This window comes from Azospirillum sp. NS33 (genome assembly GCF_059703765.1).
On record NZ_BAAKJB010000013.1, the window covers coordinates 51400 to 76626 of the forward strand.

General features: G+C 73.8%; 25 protein-coding genes. 9 read left to right on the forward strand and 16 right to left on the reverse strand.

Features of this window, described 5'->3' with window-relative positions; translation table 11 throughout:
- Positions 1–199: 199 nt before the first annotated feature.
- Complete coding sequence (locus AC6H2I_RS13350) at positions 200–433, forward strand: hypothetical protein (RefSeq protein ID WP_497501137.1); 234 nt, start codon at positions 200–202, stop codon at positions 431–433.
- A gap of 9 nt (positions 434–442) precedes the next feature.
- Here AC6H2I_RS13350 and AC6H2I_RS13355 read toward each other — a convergent pair whose 3' ends face one another.
- Positions 443–2116, reverse strand: a complete 1674-nt coding sequence (locus tag AC6H2I_RS13355) for an acyl-CoA dehydrogenase family protein (RefSeq protein WP_497501138.1) — start codon at positions 2114–2116, stop codon at positions 443–445.
- Between the two features lie 50 nt (positions 2117–2166).
- Positions 2167–3075 (reverse strand): LysR substrate-binding domain-containing protein, encoded by a 909-nt coding sequence (locus tag AC6H2I_RS13360; RefSeq protein ID WP_497501139.1) that lies wholly within the window; start codon positions 3073–3075, stop codon positions 2167–2169.
- A 91-nt stretch (positions 3076–3166) separates the two neighbouring features.
- On the opposite strand from AC6H2I_RS13360, the gene AC6H2I_RS13365 reads away from it, so the two are divergent.
- Both AC6H2I_RS13365 and AC6H2I_RS13370 read left to right on the forward strand, forming a co-directional pair.
- Positions 3167–3727, forward strand: a complete 561-nt coding sequence (locus AC6H2I_RS13365) for a YbhB/YbcL family Raf kinase inhibitor-like protein (RefSeq protein ID WP_497501140.1) — start codon at positions 3167–3169, stop codon at positions 3725–3727.
- 89 nt (positions 3728–3816) lie between these two features.
- Complete coding sequence (locus tag AC6H2I_RS13370; protein ID WP_497501141.1) at positions 3817–4092, forward strand: hypothetical protein; 276 nt, start codon at positions 3817–3819, stop codon at positions 4090–4092.
- Here AC6H2I_RS13370 and AC6H2I_RS13375 read toward each other — a convergent pair.
- The 7 genes from AC6H2I_RS13375 to AC6H2I_RS13405 all read right to left on the reverse strand — a co-directional run bounded on the left by AC6H2I_RS13375 (position 4049) and on the right by AC6H2I_RS13405 (position 10764).
- Positions 4049–4834: an MBL fold metallo-hydrolase gene (locus tag AC6H2I_RS13375; protein ID WP_497501142.1), complete on the reverse strand. Its 786-nt coding sequence runs from the start codon at positions 4832–4834 to the stop codon at positions 4049–4051. The two genes, AC6H2I_RS13370 and AC6H2I_RS13375, sit on opposite strands and share 44 nt — an antisense overlap.
- Before the next feature lie 16 nt (positions 4835–4850).
- Positions 4851–5678, reverse strand: a complete 828-nt coding sequence (locus AC6H2I_RS13380) for an ABC transporter permease (RefSeq protein ID WP_497501143.1) — start codon at positions 5676–5678, stop codon at positions 4851–4853.
- Entirely contained in the window at positions 5675–6481 is an 807-nt protein-coding gene (locus tag AC6H2I_RS13385) for an ABC transporter permease (RefSeq protein WP_497501144.1), read from the reverse strand. Before AC6H2I_RS13385 ends, AC6H2I_RS13380 begins: the two co-directional genes overlap by 4 nt.
- Before the next feature lie 52 nt (positions 6482–6533).
- Positions 6534–7688, reverse strand: coding sequence for an extracellular solute-binding protein (locus AC6H2I_RS13390; protein WP_497501146.1), 1155 nt, complete (start codon positions 7686–7688; stop codon positions 6534–6536).
- Positions 7689–7732: 44 nt separating this feature from the next.
- Positions 7733–8833: an ABC transporter ATP-binding protein gene (locus AC6H2I_RS13395; protein WP_497501147.1), complete on the reverse strand. Its 1101-nt coding sequence runs from the start codon at positions 8831–8833 to the stop codon at positions 7733–7735.
- 207 nt (positions 8834–9040) lie between these two features.
- Complete coding sequence (locus AC6H2I_RS13400) at positions 9041–9985, reverse strand: DMT family transporter (protein WP_497501148.1); 945 nt, start codon at positions 9983–9985, stop codon at positions 9041–9043.
- Positions 9986–10068: 83 nt separating this feature from the next.
- Complete coding sequence (locus tag AC6H2I_RS13405) at positions 10069–10764, reverse strand: ArsR/SmtB family transcription factor (protein ID WP_497501149.1); 696 nt, start codon at positions 10762–10764, stop codon at positions 10069–10071.
- Between the two features lie 134 nt (positions 10765–10898).
- Between AC6H2I_RS13405 and AC6H2I_RS13410 the strand changes: the two genes are divergently transcribed.
- Positions 10899–11867, forward strand: coding sequence for a DMT family transporter (locus tag AC6H2I_RS13410; RefSeq protein WP_497501150.1), 969 nt, complete (start codon positions 10899–10901; stop codon positions 11865–11867).
- An 86-nt stretch (positions 11868–11953) separates the two neighbouring features.
- On the opposite strand, the gene AC6H2I_RS13415 is transcribed toward AC6H2I_RS13410, so the two are convergent.
- Both AC6H2I_RS13415 and AC6H2I_RS13420 read right to left on the reverse strand, forming a co-directional pair.
- Positions 11954–12979 (reverse strand): LacI family DNA-binding transcriptional regulator, encoded by a 1026-nt coding sequence (locus AC6H2I_RS13415; RefSeq protein WP_497501151.1) that lies wholly within the window; start codon positions 12977–12979, stop codon positions 11954–11956.
- Between the two features lie 120 nt (positions 12980–13099).
- Positions 13100–13600 (reverse strand): YciE/YciF ferroxidase family protein, encoded by a 501-nt coding sequence (locus AC6H2I_RS13420; protein ID WP_497501152.1) that lies wholly within the window; start codon positions 13598–13600, stop codon positions 13100–13102.
- Between the two features lie 190 nt (positions 13601–13790).
- On the opposite strand from AC6H2I_RS13420, the gene AC6H2I_RS13425 reads away from it, so the two are divergent.
- The 3 genes from AC6H2I_RS13425 to AC6H2I_RS13435 are packed head-to-tail and all read left to right on the forward strand — an operon-like array spanning position 13791 to position 17755.
- Positions 13791–14411: a (2Fe-2S)-binding protein gene (locus AC6H2I_RS13425; protein WP_497501153.1), complete on the forward strand. Its 621-nt coding sequence runs from the start codon at positions 13791–13793 to the stop codon at positions 14409–14411.
- Position 14412: 1 nt separating this feature from the next.
- Positions 14413–15435, forward strand: coding sequence for an FAD binding domain-containing protein (locus AC6H2I_RS13430; protein ID WP_497501154.1), 1023 nt, complete (start codon positions 14413–14415; stop codon positions 15433–15435).
- A 1-nt stretch (position 15436) separates the two neighbouring features.
- The gene (locus AC6H2I_RS13435) at positions 15437–17755 is read left to right on the forward strand and encodes a xanthine dehydrogenase family protein molybdopterin-binding subunit (protein ID WP_497501155.1); all 2319 of its coding nucleotides are present in this window, start codon (positions 15437–15439) and stop codon (positions 17753–17755) included.
- A 30-nt stretch (positions 17756–17785) separates the two neighbouring features.
- On the opposite strand, the gene AC6H2I_RS13440 is transcribed toward AC6H2I_RS13435, so the two are convergent.
- From AC6H2I_RS13440 to AC6H2I_RS13455, 4 genes are all read right to left on the reverse strand, one after another.
- Positions 17786–20131, reverse strand: coding sequence for an ATP-binding protein (locus tag AC6H2I_RS13440; protein ID WP_497501156.1), 2346 nt, complete (start codon positions 20129–20131; stop codon positions 17786–17788).
- Positions 20132–20154: 23 nt separating this feature from the next.
- Positions 20155–21666: a hypothetical protein gene (locus tag AC6H2I_RS13445; RefSeq protein WP_497501157.1), complete on the reverse strand. Its 1512-nt coding sequence runs from the start codon at positions 21664–21666 to the stop codon at positions 20155–20157.
- 23 nt (positions 21667–21689) lie between these two features.
- The gene (locus tag AC6H2I_RS13450) at positions 21690–22094 is read right to left on the reverse strand and encodes a response regulator (RefSeq protein ID WP_497501158.1); all 405 of its coding nucleotides are present in this window, start codon (positions 22092–22094) and stop codon (positions 21690–21692) included.
- Between the two features lie 189 nt (positions 22095–22283).
- Entirely contained in the window at positions 22284–22478 is a 195-nt protein-coding gene (locus AC6H2I_RS13455; protein WP_497501159.1) for a hypothetical protein, read from the reverse strand.
- Between the two features lie 158 nt (positions 22479–22636).
- Between AC6H2I_RS13455 and AC6H2I_RS13460 the strand changes: the two genes are divergently transcribed.
- The gene (locus tag AC6H2I_RS13460) at positions 22637–22852 is read left to right on the forward strand and encodes a hypothetical protein (protein WP_497501160.1); all 216 of its coding nucleotides are present in this window, start codon (positions 22637–22639) and stop codon (positions 22850–22852) included.
- 180 nt (positions 22853–23032) lie between these two features.
- Here the strand turns inward: AC6H2I_RS13460 and AC6H2I_RS13465 are convergent, their stop codons facing one another.
- Positions 23033–23167: a hypothetical protein gene (locus tag AC6H2I_RS13465; RefSeq protein ID WP_497501161.1), complete on the reverse strand. Its 135-nt coding sequence runs from the start codon at positions 23165–23167 to the stop codon at positions 23033–23035.
- A 435-nt stretch (positions 23168–23602) separates the two neighbouring features.
- Here AC6H2I_RS13465 and AC6H2I_RS13470 point away from each other — a divergent pair, with 435 nt between their 5' ends.
- Positions 23603–25018, forward strand: coding sequence for an Nramp family divalent metal transporter (locus tag AC6H2I_RS13470; protein WP_497501162.1), 1416 nt, complete (start codon positions 23603–23605; stop codon positions 25016–25018).
- The last annotated feature ends 209 nt before the right edge of the window (positions 25019–25227 follow it).

Below are 25227 nucleotides of genomic sequence, written 5' to 3' on the forward strand. Positions count from 1 at the left end.
GGCAACATTCGGAACAGGCGCGGAATCTGTCGTTGCGGCGGGGTCGATGCCCATCGACACTTCGTTATCTATGCATTCCGTCGAGGCGTCTGCCGTTCGGCATCCCACCCCGCTGTTGCGCCGAGAACGAAAAGACGGGGGCACAAACCCGCACCCGCTGCGTTCTTCCGGCATCTGACAACCATCGGGGACTTGACCCATGCTTCACCGCACCCGCGCCATCGCCCTGGCCAGCCTTCTGTTCGCCGTTCCCGTCGTCGCCGCCTGCGACAACGAGGGCCCGGCCGAGCAGGCGGGCGAGGCCATCGGCCGCGACATCGACCGCGCCGGGGAACAGATGGGCACCGCCGCCGACACCGCCGCCGACAACGTCGGAGAGGCGATGCAGGACGCCGGCGAGGCGATCGAGGACGCGGCGAACGACGCCCGCTGAGCCCGACGGTCAGCGGCCGCCCAGCCGACCGCCCGCCGCCCGCGCGAGGATCGCGTCGGTGTCGGTGTCGGCGGGCAGCGTGCCGAACGCCTGCCCCCGGTCGCCGCCCAGGCGGGAGGCGCAGAACGCCTCCGCCACCGCCGCCGGGGCGTGGCGCAGCAGCAACCCGGCCTGGAGCGCCAGGGCCAGCCGCTCGACCACCCGGCGCGCCTGCACCTCCAGGGCATCCGGTGCGGCGAGCAGCGCGCGTGTCGCGGCCACCCACGCGTCGAGCCGACCGTCGAGTCCGCGGCAGCCCGCCAGCTCGCCCTCCAGCCCGGCCAGGGCCGCCGGTTCCGTCTGCACGGTGCGCAGCGCGTCCAGGCAGATGACGTTGCCCGACCCCTCCCAGATCGCGTTGAGCGGCGCCTCCCGGTAGAGGCGCGCCATGGCCCCGTCCTCCACGTAGCCGTTGCCGCCGTGGCACTCCAGCGCCTCGCCGACCACCGCCGGGCAGCGCTTGGTCACCCAGTACTTGGCGATCGCCACGCCGAGCCGGGCGAAGGCCCGGTCCTCCGGCGCCCGGCCGTCGACGGCCCGCGCCACCCGCAGCACCAGCGCCAGCGCCGCCTCGCTTTCCAGCGCCAGGTCGGCCAGGACCGCCGTCATCAGCGGCTGCTCGGCCAGCCGCCGGCCGAACGCCGTGCGGTGCCCGGCGTGGTGCAGGGCGCGCGACACCGCGGCACGCATCAGCCCGGCGGCGGCGCTGCCGCAGTCCAGGCGCGTGTGGTGGACCATGTCGATGATGGTGGCGACGCCGCGCCCCTCGGCCCCCACCATCACCGCCTCGGCGTCCTCGTACTCGATCTCCGCCGACGCGTTGGCGCGGTTGCCCAGCTTGTCCTTCAGGCGCTGCAGGCGCAGGCCGTTGCGGCCGCCGTCGTCGCGCCAGCGCGGCACCAGGAAGCAGGACAGGCCGCCCGGCGCCCGGGCCAGGGTCAGGAACGCGTCCGACATCGGCGCCGAGCAGAACCATTTGTGGCCGCGCAGGGCGTAGGTCCGTGCCGGCCCGGCGGCGCCCAGCGGGCGCGCCTCGGTGGCGGTGGCGCGCACGTCGGAACCGCCCTGCTTCTCGGTCATCGCCATGCCGATGGTGGCGCCGGTCTTCTCCGCCGCCGGCGCCGCCCGCCCGTCGTAGCGGCCGGACAGGACGCGCGGCACCCACACCGCCGCCACCTCCGGCTGGTGGCGCAGCGCCGGCACGGCCGCGTGGGTCATCGCCATCGGGCACAGCACGCCGGCCTCGGCCTGGGTCAGCAGGTATCCCATGGCGGCGTGGGCGACGTGGCCGCCCGGGCGGGCCGCCGTCCAGGCCACGGCGTGCACCCCGTGGGACATCGCCAGCGCCATCAGCTCGTGGTAGGCGGGGTGGAACACCACCTCGTCGATGCGCTGGCCGAACCGGTCGAAGGCTGCGAGCTGCGGCGGATGGCGGTTCGCCAGTTCGCCCAGCGCCATGACCCGGTCGCTGCCGGCCTCGGCGCCGAGCGCGGCCAGCGCCGGCTCGGCCCAAGCGGCGCCCTCGCGGCGCACCCCCTCCGCCAGGGCGGCGTCCTCGCGCCACAGGTCGCGGGGGGCGTATTCCGGCGGCTGGTTGGTGACGGCGTGGGTGGCGAGCCGCGTCGTCGGCGCGTGGTGGGCCATGGCAGTCCCTCCCGGTCGTTCGCCCACCCTACCATCACGCCACCCGACCGTCACGCGGCCGCCGGAGGGGGCTCCGGAGGCGGGGGCGGCGGACCGGCCAGCTCCGACGCGAGCCAGGCGCGGAACGCCGCCAGCGGCCGGCGTTCCCCGCGCCCGTCCGGCCACACCAGCCAGTAGCCCGTGGGCAACGGCACCGCCGGCCCGAAGGGCAGGACCAGGTGGCCGGCGGCCAGCTCGGCCTCCACGAAGCGGGGGTCGACGACGGCCACGCCCATGCCGGCGATCACCGCCTGGATGACCAGGTGGCGGGTGTCGAAGGCCGGGCCGGACGCCACGTCGACGCCCGCCACGCCCGCCGCCGTGAGCCACCGCCGCCAGTCGTCGCGCCGGCTGCGCGCGTGCAGCAAGCGCGCGGCGGCGAGGCCCGCCGGCCCCGCCAGCGCGCCGCCGGCCCGCAGCGCCGGGCTGCACGCCGGCACCAGCACCTCGTCGTAGAGGCGGTCGCCCGTCACCCCGGTCCACCGTCCCTCGCCCCAGCGGATGGCGCAGTCGAAGGCCTCGCGGTCGAAGTCGACGACCCGGGTCGAGGTCGACACCAGCAGCTCCACGTCGGGGTGCGCCGCCTGGAAGCGCGGCAGCCGCGGGATCAGCCAGCGCGTGGCGAAGGTCGACAGGGTGCTGATGCGCAGCTCCAGCCGGCGGCGGGCGAAGGTGGCCAAGGCCTCCTCCACCGTGGCCATGGCCGGGCCGACCGCGGCCAGCAGGGCCCGCCCGTCCTCGCTGGGCGCCATGCCCCGCCCCGCCCGCTCGAACAGGGGAACGCCGAGCCGCGCCTCCAGCCCGCGCACGAGGTGGGACAGCGCCGAGGGCGTGACGCCCAGCGCCGTCGCCGCCTCGACCATCGAGCCGCAGCGCGCCACCGCGCAGAACGCCTGGACCGCCCGCAAGGACGCCGTCATCGGGCTCTCCCGTCGATGAGAAAACGTCAGCGGTCGATCGGCCATCACGTCCCTATGATCCCGGAAACATGCCAGAGAGGGAAGCGCCACCATGAGAAAACCTGTCGCCTTGGGGATCGCCGCCGCCCTGCTCGTCACGGGCGCCGCCGCCGCGCCGCCGGGCGCCCCCGGCGCCGGCGGCTTCGCCGTCACCGTCGCCGGGCTGGGGCCCGACGGTTCCCTGGCCGAGGCCCAGGTGCTGGACGGGTTCGGATGCGCCGGCGGCAACCGCTCCCCGGCCCTGTCCTGGACGGCGCCGCCGCCGGGCACCCGCAGCTTGGCGGTGACCCTGTACGACCCCGACGCCCCCACCGGCAGCGGCTGGTGGCATTGGACCCTGTTCAACCTGCCGGCGTCCCTGCGCGGCCTCCCGGCCGGGGCGAAGCCGTTGCCCGACGGGGCGGTGCAGGGACGCACCGATTTCGGCCGACCCGGGTACGGCGGCGCCTGTCCGCCCGCGGGCGACCCGGCGCACCGCTACGTCTTCACCGTCTGGGCGCTCGACGCGGCGGCCCTGCCGCTCGACGGCGACGCCCCGGGCGCCATGGTCGGCTTCCACCTGCACGCCCACGCCCTGGCCACCGCCACCGCGACCGCCCGCTACGGGCGCTGACCCGGTGCCGGCGGCGCCCGTGCCGGATGCCACGCCGCGGCTGTTGGGAGGGGACGGCCATTGCCCCTCGCGCAGCACGGAGCACCGCCATGGAAAGCCTGCCTGACACCTCCGCCTCCCAGTGGGTCGACCGCCTGTCGGCGCCGCGCTATCCCGCCCTCGGCGGCGACCGCACCGTCGACGTGGCGGTGGTCGGCGCCGGCATCGCCGGGTGGCGGTGCTGGAGATGGGAACGCATCCAGAAGGGCGAGATCGACCCCTCGGTCATCATCACCCACACCCTGCCGCTGGACGCCGCCCCCGAGGGCTACGAGATGGTCCTCAACAAGCGGGACGCGTGCATGAAGGTGGTGCTGCGGGCGTGACGGCGCCGGCCAGGGCGTAGCGGTCGCCCGGCTGGGCCAGCGCCACCCGGTCCAGCGCCGCGCAGGCGGCGGCCAGCGGGGCGCGCTGGTCGGCGCGGATGTGGGTGAGGCGCAGCGCGCCGATGCCCAGCCGCTCCGGCAGGGCGGCCAGCATCGCCAGGGCGGCGTGGAAGGCCTGGCCCGGCTCCGGCGCCACGGTGTAGCACTCGTGCACCAGCAGGTCGGCGCCGGCGAACAGGGCCAGGGATTCCTCGGTCGGCCGGCCGTCGCCGGAGCAGGCGAACACCGCGCCGCCGTGGGCGAAGCGCAGCGCCCGGTTGGGCACGGCGTGGCGGGTCGGCGCGCTGGCCAGGGCGAAGGGGCCGAGCTGCCGGGTCTCCAGCACGTCGTGCCAGCGCAGCGGGAAGGACAGGTCGCGCCCGGGGTCGACCCCGCCCGCCTCCAGGAGCCGGGCGAGCTGGCGCCGCCCCGGCCTGGTGGTCACCACGTCCAGGGGGACCGTGCGGCCCTGGTCGGTCCAGCGGATCAGCACGGGCACGACGCCGAAGCAGTGGTCCGGGTGGTGGTGGGTGAACACCACCGCGTCGATGGCGGCGGGATCGGGCCAGGCGCGCCACAGCGCCGGCGGGACCGAATGGCCGCAGTCGACCAGCGCCCGGAAGCCGTCGGCGGCCACCGTGAGGGCGGCGTTGCAGAGGGCGGGGTCGGCGGCCTCGCCGACCCCCAAGACGTCGATGTCCATGGTTTGGGGGGTCCGTTCAGTGGCCGACCTTGGCCAGCACGTCGGCCTTCAGGAAGCGCTCGATCACCAGCATGAAGCCGACCGAGGGCACCAGCAGGACCAGCGCCGTGATGGCGGCGACCTGGTAGTTGCCGCCCATGGCGGCGTTGAACATCAGGAGCGGCAGGGTGGTGACGTCGGGAACGCCGACGAAATAGGTGCCGGTGAACTCGTCCAGCGATTCCAGGAACACGAAGATCGAGCTCGCCATCACCCCCGGCGCCGCCAGCGGCAGGGTGACGTCCCGGAAGGTGCGCAACGGCCCGGCGCCGAGGTTGCGCGCCGCCTCCTCCAGGGAGCGGTCGACGGCGGCGAAGGCGGCCGTCGTGATCCACACCGAGAACACCAGCCCGTGCACCGCGTGCACCAGCACCACCCCCAAGACCGTGCCGTTGAGCCCGACCCAGTAGAAGACCCGCGCCACGTTGATGTAGACGGCCAGGCTGGGAAACGCCTGGGGCAGCAGGAAGGCCAGCAGGATCAGGCTGCGCAGCGGCAGGCGCAGGCGCGCCAGGGCGTAGCCCGCGGGCACCGACACGGCCAGGCACGCCGCCACCGTGAACAGCGCGATCATCACGCTGGTGGCCAGCGACTCCATGGCGCTGGAGCGGGGGTGGAACACCCGCTCCCAGAAGGCGAAGCCCCATTTCAGCGGCAGGGCGTGGGGGAAGTACCAGCTTTCCGCCACCGCCCACAGCAGCAGGTTGGCGATCGGCCCGAACACCGCGAAGGCCAGCAGCCCCAGCAGCAGGCCGCGCGGCAGCCAGCCGGCGCCGCGCAGGCCACGGACCAGGGCGCCGGTCACGGCCGGCCCCCTTGCGCCACGCCGTGGCGCAGGTAGATCCAGGCCACCAGCCCGGCCATGGCGTAGGAGAGGAAGCCCAGCGCGTTGGCCACCCCGTAGTCGCCGTGGGCGTTGATGCGGTAGGCCATGTCGACGGTGATCAGGGTCGGCGAATTGGGGTTGATCATCATCGGCACCGACAGCACCGACAGCATGGTGACGACGCTGAGGATCAGGCCGACCACCAGGGTCGGGCGGACCTGCGGCACGACGATGTCGACCAGGATGCGCAGGCGCCCGGCGCCCAGGTCGCGGGCCGCCTCGATCCCCGAGCGGTCGAGCGAGGCCATGGCGCCGGCCACCATCAGCGCCACGAAGGGCGTCTGCTTCCACACGAAGGTGATGACGATGCCGCGCCAGTCCAGCAGGCTCACCGCCTGCAGCGGCTCGATCACCCCGCTGCCCGTGAGCATGGCGTTCATCAGCCCGTTCTTGGCGAGGAAGGAGCGCATCATCTGGGCCGCGACGATGAAGGGGATGAACAGCGGCCAGCGGTAGAGCCAGCGCAGGGCGGCCACCGCGACCCGGTTGGTGCCGAGCGTGAGATAGCCGCCGATGGCCACCGCCAGCACCCCGATCACCCCCGCCGACAAGGCCACGATGACGGCGGTGAACACCACGTCGCGGCCGTAGAAGGCGAGCGCCTTGGCGAAGTGGTCCAGCGTCCAGCCGGCCTCGCCGCGGAACGCGCTGACCAGCGAGAAGCCCAGCGGGTAGAGGAAGAACAGGGCGACCATCGCCAGGGCGGGCAGGACCAGGATCACCCCCCAGGGCAGCCCTCTCCCCGGTGGGGAGAGGGCCGGCGCTGTGGCGGCGTCAGTTGGCAACGGTGCGCTCATAGGCTTCGAGGATGTCGGTGAAGTAGGGGGCCAGCGGGAACGGCTTGCCCTTGGCCGCCAGGTCCTGCGGCGTCACGTCGGTGAACAGCTTGTTCCAGGTGGCCTCGTCCAGCTTCGCCTGGACGTGCTCGGCGTCGATGCCGGGGTACCAGTTGAAGCGCTTGACGATGCCCTCGGCCTGGACCTCGGCGCCGGTCGCCAGCTCGATGAACGTGCGGGCCAGGTCGGGGTGGGCGGCCTTGGCCGGCACCACGTAGTACATGGGCTGGCCGGGCAGGCCCGGCTCGATCAGCGTCAGCTTCAGGCCGGGGTTGAGGCGGCCGTCGGCCTGCCAGGTGTAGAACATGTCGACCCACACCGGGCCCATGGCGATCTCGCCGCGGTTCAGCATGTCCAGCGTGCCGGCGTTGCCCGGGGTGAAGGAGACCGTTTCGTTGAAGGCTTTGAGGCCGGACAGCGCCGTCTCGATGGCCGGGATCATCGCCTTGTCGTAGGGCCCCTTCTCCAGCGTCCCGGGCTGGTCCATGTGGGCGGCGGCCCAGCCGGCGACGAAGCCGACGCCCGACATGCCGCCCTTGATGCCGTTGTAGCCGAAGGCCTTGGGGTGCTCCTTGGCCCACGCCGCCAGGGCCTCGTAGGACGCCGGCGGCGCCGTCACCAGGTCGGGGTTGTAGGCGATGGCGATCTGGCTGTGGAACATCGGGATGACGTAGCCGCCGACGTCGGTGCCCAGGGCGTTGCGGGCGCTGTCGCGGGTGGCCAGCGCGCCGGTGGCCACGTCGTCGACGTAGGAGGCCAGCAGGCTCTCGCGCACCATCTGGCCGGCCATCTTCTGGTGGACCACGGCGACGTCGATGTCCCAGGTCGCCGTCCCGGCCTTGGCCTGGGCGTCCAGCTTCTCGTAGATCTTCTGGGAGCCGGCGTCGCCCGGGCCGGTGCCGGCGGCGCGCACGGTGACGCCCGGGGCCAGCGTTTCGAAGCGCGGCGCCAGGAACTGATCGACGTAGTCGACCATGTTCTGGTCGCCGGCGGTCACCACGTTCAGCACGGTTTCGGCCCGGACGGGGACCGCCGCCAGGGCGGTGGCCAGGGCGAGGCCGGCGGCGCTCGCCGACAGGGTGCTCAGCTTCATCGGTCTTCCCTCTCTTCGCGGGGTGGGGGACGCCGGCGCCGGCCTCAGGCCGTGCCGGCGGCGGGGTAGCAATGCAGGGACTGGGGCGGCACGGCGATCGCCACGGCCTCGCCGGTGGCGCGGCGCTGCGGGTCGTCGACCAGGAAGCGGTGGGCGCCGACGGCGACGGCGTAGCGCCAGCCGCCGCCGGGATAGGCGGCCTGGACGATGCGGCCGCGCAGGCGCAGCGTGCCGTCCGGCGGGGCGGCGGGGTCGGCGAGGCGGGCCGCCTCGCTGCGGAAATGGGCGTGCAGCGCTCCGCCGGCGCCGCCTGGCAGATGGACGCCGGGCCGCCCGGCCGGGCCGCCCAGGGGCAGGCGCACGGCGTCGTGGTCGGGCCCGGCGGCCAGCGCCAGGGCGTCGCCCTCCACGGCGCCGTCCAGGGCGACCACGTTGTCGGCCCCCATGAAGCTGGCGACGAAGGGCGAGGCGGGGCGGTGGTAGACCGCCTCCGGCGTGCCGACCTGGGCGATGGTGCCGGCGTCCAGCACGACGATGCGGTCGGCCATCACCATGGCCTCCTCGCGGTCGTGGGTGACGTGGATCGCGGTGATGCCCAGGCGCTGCTGCAGGGCGCGGATCTCGTGGCGCAGCTCCAGCCGGATGCGGGCGTCCAGGTTGGACAGCGGCTCGTCCAGCAGCAGGATCTCCGGGTCGATGGCGAGCGCCCGGCCCAGCGCCACCCGCTGGCGCTGGCCGCCCGATAGCCGGGTGACCGGCCGCCCCTCCAGCCCGTCGAGCTTGAGCAGCCCCAGCATCTCCGCCACCCGCCCGGCGATGCGCCGGCGCGGCCAGCCGCGCAGCTTGAGGCCGTAGCCGATGTTCTGGGCCGTGGTCATGTGCGGCCACAGCGCGTAGGACTGGAACACCATGGCGGTGTTGCGCCGCTCCGGCGGCTCGGCGGTGACGTCGCGCCCGGCCATGGCGATACGCCCGGCCCGCACCGGCACGAAGCCGGACACGGCGCGCAGCAGGGTGGTCTTGCCACAGCCCGAGGAGCCCAGCAGCGCCACGAACTCCCCCTTGGCGACGTCCAGGGACACCGCGTCCAGCACCGGGGCGGCGCCGTAGGCGACGGTCAGGCGGTCGACGGTGAGGTAGGACATGGGAACGGCGGGCCTCCGGCTGGGACCGGCTTTGCATACGCATGCAAAACCGCTGCGCCCCGGTTTAGGCGCGCAGCGTGACGCGGCGATGTGGGATCGATGACGTTTGTGTGAAGCCGGGCGCCGGCGGCCCGGTCGTGGGTCCGACGACCGGATACGCCCGGTCCGGCGGCAGACCTATGGCGCGAACGGCACGGAAACGTCGGTCTAACGCCCCCGCGCCACCGCGCGCCCGGCGGTGAGACGCCGCCAGGGGCGGCCGTCGATGGCGGCGAGGCCGAGGGCGATCAGCGCCATGCCGGCGAGGTGGCGGGGCTCCAGCGCCTCGCCCAGCACGGCGACCCCCAGCAGGATGGCGGTCACCGGGATCAGCAGGGTGACCAGCATCAGGTTGGTGGCCCCGGCCGTGGCCAGCAGGCGGAAGAACAGGATGTAGGCCAGGGCCGTGGACACCGCCGCCAGCGCCAGCAGCGCCGCCACCGTGGCCGCCGACGGCGCTGGCAGGGTCCACGGCCGGTCGACCGCCAGCATCACCGGCAGCAGCATCAGCGTCGACAGGGTCACCTGCCCGGCCGCCGTCTCCAGCGCCGACACCCCCAGGGCGGCGAAGCGCCGGCCGAAGATGCCGGCGACGGCGTAGGAGAGGGCGGCCCCCAGCACGGCGAGCTGGGCGACGACGTCGCGCCCCAGGTCGTGCAGCGCCGCCCCGCCGACCATCGCCGCCACCCCGGCCAGGCCCAGCAGCACGCCGGCCAGCCGGCCGCCGGTCATCCGCTCATCGCGGGTCAGCCAATGGGCCACCACCACCCCGAACAGCGGCGTCGTGGCGTTGAGGATCGAGGCGAGGCCGCTGGCGATGTGGGTCTGGCCCCAGACGATCAGGGTGAAGGGGATCGCGTTGTTGAGCAGGCCCATGCCGGCGAAGGCGATCCACACCTCCCGCCGCGCCGTCAGGGTGCGCCCGGTGGCGCGCAGCACCAGGTGGAGGATCGCCGCCGCCAGCGCCACCCGGACCACCACGATGGTCAGCGGCGGCAGATCGCGCACCGCCACACCCACGAACAGGAACGAGCCGCCCCACAGCACCGACAGGGCGAGCAGCAGACCCCACTCGCGTGCGGTCATCGGGCGGTTGGCGGGGGCGGCGGTCATGATGGCGGGCTCCGGAGGGGGCGGGACGGCGAGCGATAAGCCGCGGGCGCGCGTGGCGCAGCCCGGTTCTTGCGCGGCACCGATCACCCCGGACGCAGGCCGAACAGGGTGGCGTACCCCGCGGCTCCCGCCGCGGTCACCGTGAGCGCCCGGCTGTCCGGGCGGCGCGCCACCCAGCCGGTGCCCAGCCCGTGGTCCAGCAGCGCCGCGCCGAGCCGGCCGGCGAGGTGGGGGCGCCGCTCGCTCCAGTCCAGGCAGGCCCGGCACACCGGCCGGCCCCCGCCCGCCGCCTCCAGGTCGATGGCCAGGGCAGCGTGCAGGAAGCGGTGCCCCGCGGGCGTCACCCGGGCCGCGCCGTCGGCCAGCTCGACGTGGCCGGCGGCGGCCAGGGCGGCGGCCAGCCCGGTGCCCAGGCGCCCGGCCACATGGTCGTAGCAGGTTCGGGCGGCGCGCAGCGCCTCGTCGCGCGGCCCCGCCGGGCGGTGGCGGCGCGGCCCCGCGGCGGCCAGCGCCATCAGCGATTCCAGGGCGTGCGCCACCTCCGGCCCGGCCAGCCGATGGTAGCGGTGGCGGCCCTGGCGCACCTGCGCCACCAGCCCGGCGTCGCGCAGCCGCGCCAGATGGCCGCTGGTGGTCTGCGGGCTGACGCCGGCGTGCCAGGCCAACTCGCCTGCGGTGAGGGCGCGGCCGTCCATCAGCGCGGCCAGCATGTTGGCCCGCGCCACGTCGCCGATCGCGGCGGCCACCGCCGCCAGGGTGTTGCCGGAGACCATGGTCATGGCGCCGAGCATACCCGCGCCGCCGCCCCGGCGCAGCCGCCAACCCTACGGCCGCGGCCGAAGCGTCCGGCGGTGACGCGCCGGGGCGGGCGTGCCACCGTCGCCGCGCCCCATCCCCCGTGCGGACAACGACCATGCCTCCTCCCGCCGCCGACCCGTCCCCGTCCACCGCCGGCCCCCAGGGCGGCCTGCTCCGGGAGCTGGCCCTGCTCGCCCTGCTCGCCACCCTGTGGGGGGCCTCCTACACCTTCATCAAGCTGGGGGTGGCGACCATCCCGCCGGTGACCCTGATCGCCGGGCGCACCCTGCTCGCCGGCCTGCTGCTGCTGGCCCTGCTGCGCCTGCGCGGCGTCGCCCTGCCGCGCGACGCCGCCACCTGGCGCGCCTTCGCGGTGCAGGCTCTGCTCAACAGCGCCCTGCCCTTCACCCTGATCGCCTGGGCCGAGCAGCGGGTCGACGCCGGGCTGGCCGCCATCCTGAACGCCACCACCCCGGTGTTCGCCACGCTGATCGCCGCCGCCCTGGCCGGCGCCGCCGTCAACCGTCGCACCGGGGCCGGCGTCGCCATCGGCCTGGCCGGCATCGTCCTGGTGGTGGGGGCGGAGGCGCTGGAGGGCCTGGGCGGCGACCTCCCGGCCCAGCTCGCCATCGTCGCCGCCACCGTCGCCTATGGCGGGGCTGCGGTCTACGGCGGCCGCTTCAAGGGGCTGGATTCGATGGTGCCCGCCGCCGGCTCGCTGCTGTGCGGCGCCGCCCTGCTGGTGCCGCTCAGCCTGGCCGTCGACCGGCCCTGGGCGCTGCAGCCCTCGGCGCCATCGCTGGGCGCCCTGGCGGCGCTGGCGGTGCTCTCCACCGCGCTGGCCTTCGTGATATACTTCCGCCTGTTCCGCACCCTGGGTCCGGTCGGGGCGACGGCGCAGGCCTACCTGCGGGTCCCCGTCGGCGTGGCGATCGCCGCCGCCGCGCTGGGCGAGGCGCCCGACGCCGCGGCGTGGCTCGGCCTGGTCCTGGTGGTCGGCGGGGTCGCCGCCATGACCCTGCCGGCGCCGCGCCCGCGCGGTGCCGCGCCCGCCCGACCCGTCCCCTCCGGAGCCGCGACATAGCGGGAGGCGATGGGCGGCTTCGTCTTGGTGGAGCGCGTCCAGAGCCTGACCGACCCCGGCAGGATGCTGTCCCTGTCGGTGAGCGTTCAGCCACCCAGCCGGGCGCTGCCGCGCACCACCAGCTCCGGGGCCGGGCGCTCCAGGACGGGCGGCGCGGCGGGGTCGGCCAGGCGCCGGGCCAGCATGGCCATCAGCGCGCGCACCGTGCGCTCCACCGGGTTGCGCACGGTGGTGAGGTCGTAGCCGGGCCAGGCCGCCATCGGCACGTCGTCGAAGCCGACGATGGCCACCTCGTCGGGCACCCGCAGCCCCAGCGCCAGGCGGGCCGCGTCCAGCGCGCCGAAGGCCATGGCGTCGTTGCCGCAGAACAGCGCGTCGGGGCGCGGGTCGGCGCGCAGCAGCTCCAGCGCCGCGCGGTGGCCGCTGGCGTAGCCGTAGTCGCCGCGCGCCTCGAGGGCCAGCGGGACGCCGGCCTCCGCCAGGGCGGCGCGGAAGGCGGCGCTGCGCTCCTGCTCGGCGAAGGCGGCGGCACGGCCGGCGATGTAGGCGATGCGGCGGTGGCCGGCGGCGACCAGCGCCTCGGCGACGCGCCGCGCGCCCAGCCGGTTGTCGCAGCACACCGCGTCCACCCCGTCCTCCGGCACGGCGCGGCCGTAGAGCAGCAGCGGCGTTCCCAGCCCCATCACCGCGCGCACGGTGCGCGCCGACACGCTGCCGGCGGTCACCAGCACGGCGTCCACCTGGTAGTCGAGCGCCGCCATGGCCGCCCCGCCCAGGCCGGCGGCGGGGTCGCCGCGGATCAGCAGGGACTGCTTGCCCAGGGTGGCCAGGCCGCGGGTGAGGTGTTCGAAGAGGTAGGGCTGGAACGGCCCGTCGAGGTCGCCCATGACCACCCCCACCAGGTCGGTGCGCGCCGTGGTCAGGCCGCGGGCCAGCGCGTTGGGGCGGTAGTTGAGGCGGTCGGCCACGGCCAGGACGCGGGCGCGCATCGCCGCGGAGACGCTGGCGCCGGGCGTGAAGCAGCGCGACACCGCCGACTGCGACACCCCGGCCAGACGCGCCACCTCGGCCGCCGTCGCCCGCTTCACCGGTAGTTTGGCCGGTCGATCCACCGCTCGGGTCCCGCTGCTGCGCTGTCCGGACGCCGCTAGCTAGACCGTTCCGCGGCGCGGTGCAACCGTTCCGGGGGCCCGGGGCGGAGCCGCGGGCACGGCCGCGGCTCCGCCGGGGTCTCACGCGGCCTTGGCGGCCTTCTTGTTGATGTCGCCGCAGGCGAGCTTGTTGAGCAGCTCGTCGGTCGCCTTCTCCTCCTTCAGGGTCTCCTCCAGGATCTTGGCGACGTCGGTCTCGCCCAGCGCCTGGGCGTAGGCCTGGAGTGTGCCGTAGCTGGCGATCTCGTAGTGCTCGACCTTCTGCGCCGCGGCGATCAGGGCGGCGTCGAGGACGGCGGGCTCCAGCCCCTCGTCCATGATGTCCTTGGCCTCCTCGACCAGGCCCTGCATGGCGTGGCAGAGCTTGCCGCGGGCCCGGGTGTCGAGGGCGTCGAACACCCTCTCCAGCCGCTCGATCTGCCCCTGGGTCTCCTCCAGGTGGGTCTGGAACGCCGTCTTCAGGGTCTCGGAGGTGGCGGCGCGGGCCATCTTGGGCAGCGCCTTGGTCAGCTGCTTCTCGGCGTTGTAGACGTCGCGCAGCTCTTCGATCAGCAGCTCGCGCATCGACTTCTTGGCGGCCATGGGTCGCTCCTTCGCTGTTGCATTGGCGTGCGCATCAACACGCGCCCCGCCGCTTCGTTGCGGCCCTCCCCGAAAGGATCAGGCGCGACATTCCCCGCGGTTGCGGTGTTGCACTGCCGTCGCGCGCCCCGCGCGTCCACCCCGGGCCCCGGGCCCACACGCCCGCACGCACTCAGGAAGGAGCTCTGCCATGGCTTCCGACACCGACCGCACCGGCCTCGGGCCGGACCTCCACCGCCGCGGCTTCCTCGGCGCCACCGCGTCGGGCGCGGCGCTGCCCCTGGTCGGCGCCGCCGCCGGCGCCGCGGCACCGGCCGCCGCCGCCGACCCGCGCGCGGCCCTGCCGGTCACCTTGCGGGTCAACGGCCAGGACCACCGGCTGACCCTCGACCCCCGCACCTCGCTGCTCGACGCGTTGCGCGACCACGCCGGCCTCACCGGCGCCAAGAAGGGGTGCGACCACGGCCAATGCGGTGCCTGCACCGTGCTGGTCGCCGGGCGCCGCGTGCTGTCCTGCCTGTCGCTGGCGGTGATGGCCGAAGGGCGGCCGATCACCACGGTCGAGGGGCTGGCCGGGGCCGACGGCACCCTGCACCCGATGCAGCAGGCCTTCATCGACCACGACGCCTTCCAGTGCGGCTACTGCACGCCGGGGCAGATCCTCTCGGCGGTCGGCTGCGTCACCGAGGGGCACGCCGGCAGCGACGCGGAGATCCGCGAGCACATGAGCGGCAACCTCTGCCGCTGCGCCGCCTACCCCAACATCGTCGCCGCCGTCCGCCAGGGCGGCCAGAAGATGCAGGAGGCGTGACATGCGGCCCTTCCTCTACGAGCCCGTCCACCGGCCGGACGCCGCCGTGCGCGCCGCCGCCAACGCCAACCGCGCCGCCGTGCCGCCGGTCCAGGCGCCGGCCCAGTTCATCGCCGGCGGCACCACCCTGACCGACCTGATGAAGCTGGACGTGATGCGCCCGGCCATGCTGGTCGACGTCAACGCCCTCGACCGCGGCGCCGCCGGCCGGATCGAGGCGGGCGCCGACGGCCTGCGCCTCGGTGCCCTGGTGCGCATGGCCGAGGCCGCCGCCCACCCCACGGTGCGCCGCGACTTCCCGGTCATCGCCGACACCCTCACCCTGGCGGCCAGCCAGCAGATCCGCAACATGGCGAGCCTGGCCGGCAACCTGTTGCAGCGCACGCGCTGCGCGTATTTCCGCGAGACGACCTGGCCCTGCAACAAGCGCGCTCCCGGCTCCGGCTGCGCCGCCCTGGACGGCGTCAACCGCCAGCACGCGGTGCTGGGGACCAGCGACGCCTGCATCGCCACCTACCCCGGCGACCTCGCCCAGGCGCTGGTGGCGCTGGGCGCCACGGTCGACGTGCTGGGTCCCGACGGCGCCCGCAGCCTGCCCCTCGACGCCCTGCACCGCCCGCCCGGCGGCACCCCGCACGTGGAGACGACGCTGCGCCCGGACGAGCTGATCATCGCCATCCATGTGCCGACCGGGCCATGGACCCGGCGCTCGCGCTACGTGAAGGTGCGCGACCGCGACTCCTACGCCTTCGCCCTGGCCTCCGCCGCGGTGGCGCTGGACCTCGACGGCGACACCGTGCGCACGGCGCGGATCGCGCTGGGCGGCGTCGCCACCGTGCCGTGGCGCGCCCGTGTCGCCGAGGACGCGCTGCGCGGCCGCCGCCTCGACGAGGCAAGCGCCGGCGCCGCCGCCGACGCCGCTCTGGCCGGCGCACGGCCGCGCGGCGGGAACGCCTTCAAGGTGGCGCTGGCCCGCCGGACTCTGGTCCGCGCGCTGATGGAAACCAAGGGGATGGAGATCTGAGATGGCCGAACAGACCGGAGCCGAACCGAACCCCGGCGACGCGATCGCCGCCGCCCCCGCCCCGGGACGCAACATGGGCCGGCCGGTGCCGCGCATCGACGCGCGGCTCAAGGTGACCGGCGCGGCCCGCTACCCCGCCGACCATGCGATCGCCAACCTCGCCCACGGCGTGCTGGTCACCAGCGCGATCGCCCGCGGCCGCATCCGCCGCATCGACGTGGCGGCGGCCAGCGCGGTGCCCGGCGTCATCGAGGTGCTGACCCACGAGAACGTCGACCGGCTGAACCCGCTGGCGTTCGGCACCGGCGCCGCCACCTCCATCACCCCGCTCAGCGAGCCGCGGATCTGGCACGACGGGCAGATCGTGGCGCTGGTCCTGGCCGAGACCTACGAGGCGGCGCGGGAGGCCGCCCACGCGGTGACCGCCGACTACGAGACGGAGCGGCCGAGCGCCACCTTCGAATCTCCCGGCACCCAGACGGTGGCGGCGGCCGAGGCCAAGCCCGGCCATGAGGATCCGGCGGTGGGCGACGCGGCGGCGGCGCTGGCGGCGGCGCCGGTGACCATCGACGTGGCCTATTCCACGCCGACCCAGCACCACAACCCGATCGAGCTGTTCTCGACCACCTGCGCATGGAACGGCGACGCCCTCACCGTCTACGAGCCGAGCCAGTTCGTCTACGGATTCCGCCACGCCGTGGCCCAGCAGCTCGGCATGGACGAGGACAAGGTGCGGGTGATCAGCCGCTTCGTCGGCGGCGGCTTCGGCTCGAAAGGCCCGATGACGCCGCGCACCGGGCTGGTGGCGCTGGCCGCCCGGCGCATCCGCCGTCCGGTGCGCTGCGTCGTCTCCCGCGGCCAGGGCTTCACCACCGCCACCTACCGCGCCGAGACGCGCCACCGCATCCGCATGGGGGCGACCCGCGACGGCCGCATCACCGCCTTCCACCACGAGGGGCAGGAGGTGACCTCGCGCCCCGATCCCTACATGGTGGCCGGGACCGACACCACGGCGCGCCTCTACGGCTACGGCGCGGTGTCGTCGCGGGTGGACATCGTCAAGGCCGACCGCAACACGCCGGGCTACATGCGCTCGCCGCCGGAGACGCCCTACGTCTACGCCCTGGAAAGCGCCATGAACGAGCTGGCCGACGCGCTCGCCATGGACCCGGTCGAGCTGCGCCGGGTCAACGACACCATGACCGACCCGGTCACCGGCCACCGCTACACCAGCCGCTCGTTGATGGAGTGCTACGACGCCGCCGCCGCCGCCTTCGGCTGGGCGGCGCGCACGCCGGGGGTCGGCACCATGCGCGACGGCGACTGGCTGGTCGGCATGGGCTGCGCCACCGCCTGCTACCCCACCCACACCGCCGCCGCCACCGCCCGGGTGCGCCTGTCGTCGGACGGCACGGCCCGCGTGCAGAGCGCCGCCCACGACATCGGCACCGGCGCCTACACGGTGATCGCCCAGATGGCGGCGGAGCGGCTGGGCCTGCCGGTGGAGGCGGTGGAGGTGGCGCTGGGCGACAGCGCCCTGCCGCCGGCGCCGGTGGCCGGCGGCTCCAACACCACGGCCAGCCTGTGCTCCACCGTCCTGGCGGCGTGCGACGCCATCCGGGCCAAGCTGTTCGCCGCTGCCACCACGCCCGGCGGCGGGCCGCTGGCGGGCCGCGCCGCCGACGCGCTCGACCTGCGCGACGGTGCGGTGGTCGCCGGCGACGGCGCGTCGATGGCGCTCACCGACGCGCTGGCCGCCCATGGCAGCGCCGCCATCGAGGAGTACGTGGAGTGGACGCCGCCCGGCGCCGGGGCCGACGCGGTGCGCAAGCTCTACCAGGGCACGCCGACCTTCCGCGGCGGTTCCATGGGGGACCGCATGATGTACGCCTTCGGTGCGGAGTTCGTGGAGGTGCGGGTCCATGCGCGCACGCGGGAGATCCGCGTGCCGCGCATCGTCGGCGCCTTCGCCGCGGGGCGCATCATGAACACGCGTACGGCGCGCAGCCAGCTGATGGGCGGGATGATCTGGGGCATCGGCTCGGCCCTGCACGAGAAGACCGAGATCGACCGCCGCGCCGCCCGCTACGTCAACCGCGACCTGGCCGAGTACCTGGTGCCGGTCAACGCCGACATCCAGCAGCTCGAGGTCATCCTGGTGCCGGAGGAGGACCGCGAGGTCAACCCCGCCGGCGTCAAGGGCCTGGGCGAGCTGGGCAACGTCGGCACCGCGGCGGCGATCGTGGCGGCCGTGCACCACGCCACCGGGGTGCGGGTGCGCGACCTGCCGATCCGCCTGGACGACCTGCTGGCGGTGTAGGCGCCCGCCCCGGCCGGGCGCCGGCGGCGGTCAGCCGTCGGCGTCCACCAGCGGCAGGATCAGGCGGACGGTGGTGCCGGCGCCGGGGGCGCTGTCGAGGGCGATGCGCCCGCCCCAGTCGCCCACCGTGCCGTGAACCATGGCGAGGCCGAGGCCGGTGCCCTCGCCCACCGCCTTGGTGGTGAAGAAGGGATCGAACACCCGCTCCAGCGTCTCCGGCGTCATGCCGCATCCGCTGTCGGCCACCGCCAGCACCGCGTGCTCGCCGGCGCCGAAGCGCCGCCCGTCCTGGAGCATGGCCGGGAACGCCGCGGTGTCGACCGACACCGAGACCGTTCCGCCCTCGGCCGGCAGGGCGTCGACGGCGTTGCGCACGAGGTTGATCAGCACCTGGACCAGCTGTGTCTCGTCGGCGCGAACGACCGCGCCCGCGGCGGCGATGCGCCAGGCGATGGTCACGCCGCGCGGCGCCAGCAGGTCGACGATGCCGCGCGCACCGGCCACCGCGGCGGCCAGCGCCAGGGGGCCGGTGGCGGTGCCGTCGGTGCGGCTGAACCGCAGCACCTGGGCGGTGATGCCGTGGGCGCGTTGCGCCGCCTCGACGACGCGGGCGAGGTTGCGGTGGGCCGGGCCGCCCTCCGGCACCTCGTCCATGGCCAGCTCGGTCAGGCCCAGGATCGGCTGCAGCATGTTGTTGATCTCGTGGGCCATGCCGCCGGCGACGCAGCTCAGCGCCTCGAGCTTCTGGGCGCGGCGGATGCGGGTCTCCAGCTCGGCGCGCATCTCCGCCGCCTGGCGGCGGTCCTCGGCCAGCCGCAGCTCGGCCTCGCGGTGCGACAACGCCCGGGTCGCCGCTTCGCGCTCCTGGCGCGCCAGGCGCACGGCGCCCAGCAGGTCGACCACCGCGCCGGCGAGGTCGCCCGGTTCGGCCGCCGTCCGCCCGGCGCTGGCGGTGATCTGCTCGACCCGTCCGACCAGGTGCCCCGCGGAATCGCCACGCGCCAGCAGCGACTGGATCATGCGCTGGCGCAGGCGGTTGAGCATCTTGAGGCGGTTCTCCCGCGCCCGGTCGAAATAGGTGCGGTAGCTGGCGTAGTGCACCGGAAAGCGCGCGGCGAAGCCGTCGGCACGGGCGCCCCCCCCGGCGCCTTCCGCGAAGAAGAAGATCGCCGACAGGGTCTGGTTGACGTTGATGCCCATGAGCTCGCCGAAGGTCGAGAACCCGGCGACCGGCAGCCCCTCGAACATGGTCATCGCGGCGAGGCGGGGGCCGTTGTTGAGGCGCCGCAGCGCGCAGTCGAAGAGGATGCCGGCGCTCGGCGGCGCCGCACCGCCGAGCGCCGCCGCGAGATCCGCCGCGGTCTGGGCGACGACGTCGGTGGCCTCCACCAGGAACAGCTCGTCCCCGGGATTGACGTCGCAGAAGAACGCCGCCGTCCCCGCGGCGGCGTCGATCCGCGCGACCGAGCGCACGAACAGCGCGCCGTCCAGCTCGATGGCGAAGGTGCGGTCGACCAGCAGGGCGTCCAGGGCACCGGCATCGCAGCCCAGCGCGCGTCCCAGGGCGTCGACGAAGCCCTGGACCTCCAGGGTGTCGGGGTCGATGACGCTGGTGACGGTGCGGCGGACCGGGTCGGCGTCGAGGATGGTGAAGGACACCCCGGTCTTGCGAAAGTTCTGCGACTTCAGGACGTCGTAGCGGACGCCGGGCGCCAGCTTCACCAGCACGACCACGGCGTGGTGGCGAAGCACCCGGTCGCCGACCGCGATCCAGGCGTCGGTGAAGTCGAGGGTGCCGCCCGCCGAGCCGCCGACGAACAGCACGGGAAACCGCCCGGTGGCGTAGACCGCCTCCATGAAGTGGTTCTCGCTGGCCGACAGGCCGTCGACCAGGGTGAGGGCCACGGTGTCGTGGCAATCCAGCGCGAAGGGCGGCTCGATCGCCGCCAGCTCGCCGGCGATGGCGGCGACCCGGCTGTCATGGTCGAGCCGGATGACGCCGGCACGGATGTCCTCGCAGTGGAGGGGGACGGCGTGGACGCTGACGTCCGCGAAGAGGTCGGGGCCGAAGGCCTGGAAGACGACGGTGTCCCATGCCCCCTCCGCCGGGTGGTAGACGCCGCCCGGGCCGGCGCACAGCGCACCGGCGGTGGAGGTCAGGACCAGCGCCGTTCCCGGCGCCAGGGCGGCCGAGACGGCCGCGGCGACCGCGGCGGCGTCGAGGTGCGGCGAGACGTAGCCCAGCACCAGGCGCGGCGCCGACGCCGCGCATCCCAGCGCCGCCAGGTGCCGCGCCAGGGATGGGGAGAACAGCGCCGCCGGGCGCAGGGTGAGCGTCCGCACAGGGGCCGCGGCGGGCTGGGCGGACTCGGGCATGGCCACACCTCCCGTGGGCGGCGTCAACGGTGCGCCGTCTCGCGCAGGAACAGGTCCTGCCAACCGAACCGCAGCATGTGCTGCGGGATCTCCTCGACCCGGCCGATGCGGTCGCCGGCGATCAAGGTGAAGCCGGCGCCGCGGGCGGCGAGCGCCAGGCTGGTCGAGGTGATGCCGATGACGCAGCTGCGCAGGTGGGCGCGCTCGGCCGCGGCGACGAAGGCGTCCAGGTCCTCCATGGTGCGCGCCTCGGCGGCGCGGTCGGTCGGCGCCATGGTGCTGACTCCGGTCAGCCCGGTGCCGACCAGACCGGAGAAGCTGGTCTGCCGCAGCTCGGCCCGCAGGAAGATCCACCGGCAGAACGGGCGCAGCTCGTTCACCAGCTCGGTCAGGCGGCCGTTCGGCACGCCGGCCGGGAAGCGCAGGAACTCGAAGGTGATGAAGGGCCGCAGGTGGTCGGGCACCGAGCGGCAGAGGTCGAGGTACTCCAGCCGGGTGCGCCGCACCGACAGGGTCTCGAAGCAGACGGGAACCGACGCCATCAGCCGGAACTTGTTGCGGAACAGCTCGTCCAGCGTCTCCGCCGTGTCGATCAGGGCGTCGCAGTTGATGCGGGCCAGACGCTCGGGGTCGTCGATCCCGGCCAGGGCGGCGATCCCCTCCACCGACGTGCCGTCGGGGAAATGCCGCACCGGCGTGGCCATGTAGGTCGTGATCACCTGGCGCTCGACGTCCCAGACCGGCCGGAACATGGTGTCGATCCGCACCTCCTGGCGCGCGGCGAGGCGCAGCCGCCGCGCCGCATCCCCGGCCTCACCGGCCTCGCCGTCGGCGCCGCCGGCCTCGCCGGCCTCGCCGGCATGGCCGTCGGCGCCGCCGCCCTCGACCTCACCGGTCCCGCCACCGTTCCCGCCCGGCGGACCCTCCGACTCCGCCCCGCCCCGTCCCGCCCGGGCCAGCAGCTCGGCCACCGAGGCGTGCTGGTAGAGCATGCCGCCGTCGACCATCGCCACCGCCGTGGCGACCCGCACCTCCCCCAGATCGGGGTCGCCCAGGAACAGGCGGTGCAACTCCTCCGCCATCTTGGCGCACACCAGCTGCGCGGCGTCCCGGTCGAGGGAGGCGAAGACCACGATGTACTCGCCGTCGCCGGCCCGGAACTGGACGTCCCGCGGGCCGAGGTGACGGTCGATGATGCGGTCCGCCGCCCGATGGACGCGGTCGCGCTGGGCCGGCCAGCCCGCGCCCAGGTGCTGGCGCACGCGGTCGAGGTTGATCATCTGGACGCGCCCGGTGGCCAGCAGCTGCGGCTGCGCCAGCAGGCCCATGAGGCGCTGGTGCAGGGTGCGGTGGCGCACCTCCTCGTCCGCCGCCGCCGCCGGGGGCGGCGCAGGGGACGCAGCAGCAGCGGGTGGTGCCGGGGGCGCCACCACACCGCCGCGCCCGCGCGGGGCCGCCCGCTCGCGCGGGGCCGCCGGAGCGGTGTCGTCGGCAAGCCAGTGCCGAATCCGGTCGGTGAAGGAGAGGGTGCTCATGATGCGGTGTTCCACGCCGGAGATCACGGTGGCCCGTCCGCCGCGGGGTGGCGGATCGCCCCTGCAGGCAGGCATTGCCCCACCACGTCGAGGATCTGGCGACGCGTGAACGGCTTGCCGACGACATGGTCGGCCCCCATCTGGCCGGCCACCTTCAACAGTTCGAGGGCATGGCTGCGGCCGCCGCCGGAGATCGCGATGATCTTGGTGTCGGGCGCCACCCGGCGCACCGCCATGATGGTGGCGATGCCGTCCACACGCGGCATGATCAGGTCGCAGATCACCAGGTCCACCGGGTTGGCCCGGAACAGGGCCAGTCCTTCTTCACCATCGGCCGCCTCGAGGACCTGCAATCCCTGCTGTTCGAGGAACTGGCGCAAGACCAGGCGAACCAATTCTTCGTCGTCGATGACGAGCACGAAGGCCATACCAACCCCTCTCGTCCGTGCCACGGTCGGCATGATCAAGTATTAATGGTAGTCTCGCGCCATTACCGAACCGTTAATACACAACGACAAGACGAAGTCGCGGCCAAAAAGCAACGATCCTGCGGGGGGATGCAAATATTATTGCGTAATCACGGAGCGATTACGGCCACACCGGGGCGCGCCGGCCGGTCAGCCGGGCAGCGCGGCATCGCCGATGCGGTCCATCAGCGACTCCCAGTCGCGCCGGATGCGCTCAGCGGTGAGGCGGGCCTGGGACCGGGCGCGCTGCGCCCCGTCGATGACCCGGCGGTGGTGGCGGTCGGCGTCCTGGAGGCGCAGGTGCAGCGCCTGGCTGCGCGCGAGGAGGTCGTCGGTGTCGGTCATGCCTGCTCCTCCGCTCCCGCGCCGGAACGCCGCGCGCTCCCCCCAAACCTGCGCCACCTGGTTTCGAGAAGCCACCAAATTCCGTAGCGACCCGCTACGAACCTCCCGATGGGGTGCGCGGTTGCAGTCGATGGCCGCGAAGGCCATGATTCCCCGTCATGGATGTGCACGGCATCGACCTCAACCGCCTCGTGGCGTTCGACGCGCCCGTCGCCTCCGGCGGGCACTGGTGCCGTGTCGGGCTGTCCAACGGGGCTGCATGGGAGGTCATGAAGGCGATCGGCATCGCACGCCACGCCGAACGCGAGATCGTCCCGCTCCGGGCGTCGGAACGGGTCGGTCTGATGGTCGGGAGCCCGCTCGCGGGCGGATAACCGACCGGCACGTGTGCCGGCGGCGGGCGGTCGGGCTGGATGCCCCGCCGCTCAACCGGCGCCGTCAGCCGGCTGCCGATCGCGGATCCGGGCTGGCCGCGGGCCGCATCCGGCCGCGACTCCCGGTCGGTGGCCCGCCCCTGCGGAACGCCATGCGCCGCAGGGGCGGGGCTGGCGCCCTCAGATGAAGCCGTGCAGGCGCGACTTCTCGTTCCAGGCGGTCATGAAGCTGCGGATCGCGTCGACGATCCGCGCCAAACCGTCGCCATGGCCGCGCTCGGCGGAACCGTGATGCGAAAAGGCTGCGTAGGTCATGGTCGTCTCCTTCGTTCGATGAAGAGAAGTATAAGCTGGTATACGGCATCCCATAAATGCCGATCCGGCAAGGCAACCCCGAGCACAGCGCATATCCATATCAGACAAACCAACAAACAGTTCGCGCAACGGATCAAGGCGGACGGCCGGATGGCGGCGGCCGCATCATGGACGAACCATCCGTTGACTTAGCAAACTCTGCGACCGGCGGCGCCGGGCCGGCCTCGGGAGTGGGCCAGCGGATTCGCCGGCCTTATCGCATCGTGGAAAACACTGGTATGGTAGTAATTTCTCCGTATAACGAATTTGGCATTTCACATACAGTTTGAAGCCCAAGCAATTGGTCGGTGCACCCCCGCGGGCGGGGTGGCGCCGGCCCGTTCCAAAAGGCGCGACGTTTACGCGCCCACCAGCGCCTCGGGGAGGTGACGAGATATGAGTGCAGAGACGAGCGGGGCCGCTGCGGTCGCCCTGGACGCGCCCGGCCAGCTGGGCGGGGCCGCTGCCGCCGGTCGGCCCGGACACGGCGAGGTTGTGCGACTGAAGGCGCCGGGGACCGGATTCACCGACACCTGGAAGGCCATGGGCCCCGGCATCGCCGCCGCCATGACCGGCATCGGGGCCAGCCACATCATGCACGCGCCGACGGCGGGCGCGACCTACGGCTACGATCTGCTGTGGGTGATCCTGGCCGCGTACATCATGAAGTACTGTGCCTTCGAATTCGCCCACCGCTACACGATGGTGAAGGGCGAGTCGATCATCGACGCCTACCAGCGCATCGGCAACTGGCCGCTGTGGTTCCTCAGCTTCCAGGTTCTCGCCAACACGGTGGGCATCGCCGGCCGTGCGCTGGGCTGCGCCGCTCTGATGTGGGCGGCCTTCCCGATCATGCCGATCGAGCTCTGGGCCACCGCCATCATGGCGGGCACCGTCGCCGTCCTGTGGTTGGGCAGCTACCAGGCGCTGGAGAGCATCTGCAAGGTGCTGATCCTGGTGTTCGCCCTGTCCTGCTTCATCGCCTTCGCCCTGCAGGCGCCGCCGCCGGCCGAGTACCTGTCGCGGCTGCTGCCGACGCTGCCGCCGATCGGGTCGATGATGCTGTTCGGCGCCATGTTCGGCTACTTCCCGACCACCCTCGAGGTCGCCCCCATGCAGTCCAACTGGGCGGTCGACAAGAAGGTCGGCATGGTCAAGGTCAACGAGATGCGCGCCCAGGGGTACAAGGTCGAGATGGACCCCGACTACATGAAGAACAGCCTGATCCTGTTCAAGCGCGACATGAACATCAGCTACATCGTGTCGATGATCACCGGCATGATCTTCCTGATCGTCGGTGCCGTGGTGCTGAACCCGATGGGCCTGGTGCCGAAGGGCACGGAGATGGGGGTGACCATCGCCCGCATCTACACCGACACGTTCGGCGCCTGGATCTTCCCGGTGATCATCTCCGGCGGTGTCGCCGCTCTGTTCTCCACCGTGTTCACCTACTTCGACGGCCAGGCCCGCATCTTCGAGGAGTGCGCCGTCCGCCTGAAGCGCGAGTGGAACACCCCGACCATGCGCAAGCTGCTGTACCGCGGCATGCAGCTGGTGTGGCTGGCCGCCGGCGTGGGCATCGTCTTCGGCCTGCCCAAGCCGATCTTCGTCACCCAGGTGGCGTCGGTGATGGCGCTGGTGTTCTCGCCGATCCTGTTCTGGCTGACCATCCGGGCGATCAAGGACAACTTCAACAGCGATTTCGAGAGGTCGCTGCTGCCCTCCAAGTTCCAGTTCGCCTGGGCCTGGGCCGGCACCGCGGGTCTGATCGCGGTGACCCTCTACATCCTGGTGTTCAAGTTCATCCTGTGACCCGTCGGCCGCCGCCGGTCCTCCGGCGGCGGCCCCCGGACCGGCGAAAGGGCGGCCCGCGCGCGGGCCGCCCTTTCGTCATCGGCACCCCGCGGCCTGATCACACGCGGCCTGATCACACGCCGCCTGATCACACGATCGTGTCGCAGGCGTGTTTCGCCTCCGGCGGCGGCACGGTCTATCTTCAGCGGCATGATCGTTGCCGTCTG

Bases quoted from the DNA above. Each gene is read 5' to 3' on its own strand.
- AC6H2I_RS13390 (WP_497501146.1), bottom strand. From the start codon at position 7,688: ATGAAGCTGAGCACCCTGTCGGCGAGCGCCGCCGGCCTCGCCCTGGCC.
- AC6H2I_RS13355 (WP_497501138.1), bottom strand. From the start codon at position 2,116: ATGGCCCACCACGCGCCGACGACGCGGCTCGCCACCCACGCCGTCACC.
- AC6H2I_RS13430 (WP_497501154.1), top strand. From the start codon at position 14,413: ATGCGGCCCTTCCTCTACGAGCCCGTCCACCGGCCGGACGCCGCCGTG.
- AC6H2I_RS13360 (WP_497501139.1), bottom strand. From the start codon at position 3,075: ATGACGGCGTCCTTGCGGGCGGTCCAGGCGTTCTGCGCGGTGGCGCGC.
- AC6H2I_RS13370 (WP_497501141.1), top strand. From the start codon at position 3,817: ATGGAAAGCCTGCCTGACACCTCCGCCTCCCAGTGGGTCGACCGCCTG.
- AC6H2I_RS13365 (WP_497501140.1), top strand. From the start codon at position 3,167: ATGAGAAAACCTGTCGCCTTGGGGATCGCCGCCGCCCTGCTCGTCACG.
- AC6H2I_RS13400 (WP_497501148.1), bottom strand. From the start codon at position 9,985: ATGACCGCCGCCCCCGCCAACCGCCCGATGACCGCACGCGAGTGGGGT.
- AC6H2I_RS13455 (WP_497501159.1), bottom strand. From the start codon at position 22,478: ATGACCGACACCGACGACCTCCTCGCGCGCAGCCAGGCGCTGCACCTG.
- AC6H2I_RS13420 (WP_497501152.1), bottom strand. From the start codon at position 13,600: ATGGCCGCCAAGAAGTCGATGCGCGAGCTGCTGATCGAAGAGCTGCGC.
- AC6H2I_RS13440 (WP_497501156.1), bottom strand. From the start codon at position 20,131: ATGCCCGAGTCCGCCCAGCCCGCCGCGGCCCCTGTGCGGACGCTCACC.
- AC6H2I_RS13410 (WP_497501150.1), top strand. From the start codon at position 10,899: ATGCCTCCTCCCGCCGCCGACCCGTCCCCGTCCACCGCCGGCCCCCAG.
- AC6H2I_RS13450 (WP_497501158.1), bottom strand. From the start codon at position 22,094: ATGGCCTTCGTGCTCGTCATCGACGACGAAGAATTGGTTCGCCTGGTC.
- AC6H2I_RS13470 (WP_497501162.1), top strand. From the start codon at position 23,603: ATGAGTGCAGAGACGAGCGGGGCCGCTGCGGTCGCCCTGGACGCGCCC.
- AC6H2I_RS13465 (WP_497501161.1), bottom strand. From the start codon at position 23,167: ATGACCTACGCAGCCTTTTCGCATCACGGTTCCGCCGAGCGCGGCCAT.
- AC6H2I_RS13375 (WP_497501142.1), bottom strand. From the start codon at position 4,834: ATGGACATCGACGTCTTGGGGGTCGGCGAGGCCGCCGACCCCGCCCTC.
- AC6H2I_RS13445 (WP_497501157.1), bottom strand. From the start codon at position 21,666: ATGAGCACCCTCTCCTTCACCGACCGGATTCGGCACTGGCTTGCCGAC.
- AC6H2I_RS13425 (WP_497501153.1), top strand. From the start codon at position 13,791: ATGGCTTCCGACACCGACCGCACCGGCCTCGGGCCGGACCTCCACCGC.
- AC6H2I_RS13350 (WP_497501137.1), top strand. From the start codon at position 200: ATGCTTCACCGCACCCGCGCCATCGCCCTGGCCAGCCTTCTGTTCGCC.
- AC6H2I_RS13435 (WP_497501155.1), top strand. From the start codon at position 15,437: ATGGCCGAACAGACCGGAGCCGAACCGAACCCCGGCGACGCGATCGCC.
- AC6H2I_RS13395 (WP_497501147.1), bottom strand. From the start codon at position 8,833: ATGTCCTACCTCACCGTCGACCGCCTGACCGTCGCCTACGGCGCCGCC.
- AC6H2I_RS13405 (WP_497501149.1), bottom strand. From the start codon at position 10,764: ATGACCATGGTCTCCGGCAACACCCTGGCGGCGGTGGCCGCCGCGATC.
- AC6H2I_RS13460 (WP_497501160.1), top strand. From the start codon at position 22,637: ATGGATGTGCACGGCATCGACCTCAACCGCCTCGTGGCGTTCGACGCG.